Consider the following 3,623-nt stretch of genomic DNA (forward strand, 5'->3'; position numbering starts at 1 on the left):
AAGCGCGATCTTCGCGCAACTCACGCAAGGCAATTTCCAGCGCCTGGTCGTGGATTTCGACGCCCAGCCAATGACGCTGCATGGCCAGCGCTCGGACGGCAAGCTGGTCGGCATCACCGGCATGAGCGACGGCACGCGCGACCAGCTGTACCTCGCGCTGCGTCTCGCCGCGCTGGAAATGCACCTGGAGAAGGCGTCGCCCCTACCGTTCATCGCGGACGACTTGTTCATCAACTATGACGATGGACGTTCGACGGCGGGTTTCGAAGCGCTGGCGGCGCTGTCCGAGAAAACGCAGGTGATCTACCTGACCCACCATGACCACCTGGTGGACGTGGTGAGGGAGGTGTTTGGGAAGGGTGTGTCGGTGGTGTATCTGTAGTGCCGGGATCCTATGTCCATCCGGACGTGCGGGTGTCAGCCATCGATCCTGCCACACGCTCTCCCCGCCTTCGCGGGGATGACGGATTGCTTCTCGATGCAAGTCGATCAACCCACCCACACTCCGGCAACCGGCCCGGTATTGCCATTGCAAACTCCTCATGTCAGGATAAGCCGCATTCCTCCCCGGCTCGGAGCATCCATGACGATACCCTGCAACACGCAAGCAGTATCCGCCTCCGGACTCTTGTTCATCAGCCTGGCTTGTTGTTTCCTGAGCGCCTGCGCAACGGTCCCCACGACAGTCACCAACACCCTCGGCATGCAAATGGTACTGTTACCGTCCGGCGACTTCATGATGGGCAACGACACACCGCCGGAAGACCTGGCCAGGCTCTATCCGCAATACGAACCCAAGCGCCTGAAGGAGCTGACAGACGAAGCGCCCGTGCACCTGGTGCGCATTACACGTCCGTTCTACATAGCCCGCCACGAAGTGACGGTCGGCCAGTTCCGGCAGTTTGTGCAGGCTTCGGGTTATACGCCTGAATCGGTCGCAGACAAGACCGGGGGCTATGGATACAACCCATCCTACGATCCGGCGACCTCGAGGCGAGGCGATGCTTTCGAAGGGCGCGATTCGCGCTACTCCTGGGAGAATCCCGGTTTCGTACAAGGCGACGACCATCCCGTCGTCAACGTCACGTGGAACGATGCGCAAGCGCTGGTGCGCTGGCTCAGCCAGACCGAAGGCCGCCGCTACCGCCTGCCTACGGAAGCGGAGTGGGAATACGCCTGCAGGGCGGGGACACGTACCCAATACCACAGCGGCGATGACCCGGTCTCGCTGGCTGCCGTAGCCAATGTATTCGACGCCGATGCAGCCGCCAACTGGCAGAAGTGGCAGGCGTTTGCGGTACCCGCCCACGACGGTTACGCTTTCACCGCGCCGGTGGGACAGTTCGCCGCCAATGCCTTCGGCCTGCATGACATGCACGGCAATGTCTGGGAGTGGACTGCCGACTGGCACGATGACACGTATTACGCTCGGTCTCCGGTGGACGATCCGGCGGGACCGGCGGAAGGCGAGGTCAAGGTGCGGCGGGGCGGATCCTGGCACACGTGGCCGCTCTATGCCCGCTGCGCGTACCGCAACTGGAACAATCCGGCGACGCGCTATACCCTGGTGGGAATCCGGGTCGTGATGGAGGCGCCAAAGCCGGAAGGCGTTCCGACGCGGGACTAGAATATCGAATTCACCCCCACTATCCCGGGACCGGCATGACTATCGAATTGACCAAAGACGCGCGCAACGACGCCCTTACCTCGCTCCAGAAATACTTCCAGCAAAACATGGAAGAGCCGCTCGGCAATATTGCCGCCGGAGGCCTCCTCGACTTCTTCCTCGAGGAAATCGGCCCGGCCATCTACAACAAGGGCGTGGCAGACGCGCAGAAGCATTTGCAGATGCGCGTGTCGGAACTCGACATCGAGGTGCATGAAGAAGAGTTCCCGTACTGGCAAAGGAAGTCGCGCCGGAAGTAGGCTGTATCCAGAAACGAACGGAGGCAATCATGGAAATGAAAAAGATCAATGCCGGCAAACTGCGTGCCATTGGCTACGACGCGCGGCAACGCATCCTGCGGGTCGAGTTCGACGACGGCAGCGCGATCGACTATTCGGGCGTCGGCGCCGATGTGTGGAGCAGGTTGTCGACGTCCGGCGCGGCGTGGAGCTTCTACCGCGACAATATCGAGGAGGAGTATGCGGGCAAACGGGGCAGGGTGCTGCCGAAAGAAAAATCTTCCGCCCTCGAAGACTTGTTCAAAACCCCTGGCAACGACGGAAAAAAACATGACTAAAGACGACCAGCTGTCCCCCCAATCCATGGACGCGCTGCGCGCGCGTTTCGAGCAGCAGTCGCGCAGGGCGCAGGCGTATTACACGGTCATGCACACGGCACGGAGCATTGCCGGGACTGATGATGCTGCCAGCGCCTGGATGAACGAAGCGCTGCCGCAACTCGGTGGCAAGACGCCATCCCAGCTGGTCAACGAAGGCCGCGAGGAAGAGGTGCTTGCCTTCCTTAACTCATTGAAAAAGACACCATGAGCGCGCCCAAGTCCCCTGTTGCCGTCCGTGCCGAAGAGGTTGCCCCTCGTACCAAACCCTCCAACTACCCGGAGCCGTTTGCATCGAGGATGAGCGGCAGGGAAAAGCGGCAGCTTGGGGACGTCTTCGGCCTGAACAACTTCGGCGTCAACCTGACCCGGCTTGCCCCGAACTTCGTATCCGCACTACGCCACAGCCACACGAAGCAGGACGAATTCATCTACATCCTCAGCGGCCATCCAACGCTGCGTACCGACGAGGGCGAGACGCCGCTTTCGCCAGGCATGTGCGCAGGCTTCAAGGCTGGCACCGGCAATGCGCACCAGCTGGTCAACAACACAGCGGAAACCGTCGTGTACCTCGAAGTCGGCGACAGGACACCGGGCGACCAGGGCGCCTATCCCGACGACGACATACAGGCTGAACTGAAAGATGGGAAATGGCAGTTCATGCACAAGGACGGGACGCCGTATTGAAACTGCCACCGCAGTCAATATCAACGCCAGGACGTCACCTGTCGCATTTGCTTTTATGACATGTATTTCAAATAAAACGAGAAAGACGTTGCGAAGCTCCGATGCGTTTGCTATAGTTCGCCTCCCGCTGAAAACGCAGCGCAAGTCGAAACCTTCAACGAGGTGTTTGCGAGTGCGTAGTGGGCATTGAATTGCAGTCCTTCCATGGTTGATCACAACGCATCGACCGGATGGGCAAAACGGCAAGGAAAGTGAAACAAGTTCTTTAAAAAATAACAGCCGATAAGTGTGGGCGCTTGGTGGGGTTGCGGCGCTGGGGTTACTCAGCGCAATAACTTAAAACATTAAGTGCTCACAAAAAAATATAGGTAAGAGTCGCAAGATAATTACCTGTCAGTATTTTGAGTGAGCGACGGTTCTTCGGAACCTGCCAGCAATGGCACAAACAGAGATTGAACTGAAGAGTTTGATCCTGGCTCAGATTGAACGCTGGCGGCATGCCTTACACATGCAAGTCGAACGGCAGCGCGGGCTTCGGCCTGGCGGCGAGTGGCGAACGGGTGAGTAATATATCGGAACGTGCCTTAGAGTGGGGGATAACCAGTCGAAAGACTGGCTAATACCGCATACGATCTACGGATGAAAGTGGGGGAT

The 3,623-nt window shown here is 59.0% G+C and carries 6 protein-coding genes and 1 other annotated feature (1 of these 7 running past the window's edge); all 6 genes read left to right on the top strand.

Going from position 1 to position 3,623, the window contains the following annotated elements; translation table 11 throughout:
* The coding region (locus tag AYR66_RS00420) for an ATP-binding protein (protein WP_088709529.1) at positions 1-382 on the top strand (382 nt) is incomplete at its 5' end.
* Positions 383-583: 201 nt separating this feature from the next.
* Positions 584-1,627 carry a formylglycine-generating enzyme family protein gene (locus tag AYR66_RS00425; protein ID WP_088705858.1) on the top strand — a complete coding sequence of 348 codons (1,044 nt, stop codon included), beginning with the start codon at positions 584-586 and terminating at the stop codon, positions 1,625-1,627.
* A 35-nt stretch (positions 1,628-1,662) separates the two neighbouring features.
* Positions 1,663-1,926, top strand: coding sequence for a DUF2164 domain-containing protein (locus tag AYR66_RS00430; RefSeq protein WP_088705859.1), 264 nt, complete (start codon positions 1,663-1,665; stop codon positions 1,924-1,926).
* Positions 1,927-1,955: 29 nt separating this feature from the next.
* Positions 1,956-2,243 carry a KTSC domain-containing protein gene (locus tag AYR66_RS00435; protein ID WP_088705860.1) on the top strand — a complete coding sequence of 96 codons (288 nt, stop codon included), beginning with the start codon at positions 1,956-1,958 and terminating at the stop codon, positions 2,241-2,243.
* A complete protein-coding gene (locus AYR66_RS00440; RefSeq protein ID WP_234814631.1) occupies positions 2,236-2,493 on the top strand; it encodes an antitoxin Xre/MbcA/ParS toxin-binding domain-containing protein in 258 nt (85 codons plus the stop codon). The genes AYR66_RS00435 and AYR66_RS00440 overlap by 8 nt, the downstream gene beginning before the upstream one ends.
* Complete coding sequence (locus AYR66_RS00445; RefSeq protein ID WP_088705861.1) at positions 2,490-2,969, top strand: cupin domain-containing protein; 480 nt, start codon at positions 2,490-2,492, stop codon at positions 2,967-2,969. Before AYR66_RS00440 ends, AYR66_RS00445 begins: the two co-directional genes overlap by 4 nt.
* 500 nt (positions 2,970-3,469) lie before the next feature.
* Positions 3,470-3,623, top strand: a sequence feature (16S ribosomal RNA rRNA prediction is too short); it runs 166 nt beyond the window's last position.

The sequence above is a fragment of the Noviherbaspirillum denitrificans genome (assembly GCF_002211445.1).
In the GTDB taxonomy this organism is placed as follows: domain Bacteria; phylum Pseudomonadota; class Gammaproteobacteria; order Burkholderiales; family Burkholderiaceae_D; genus Noviherbaspirillum; species Noviherbaspirillum denitrificans.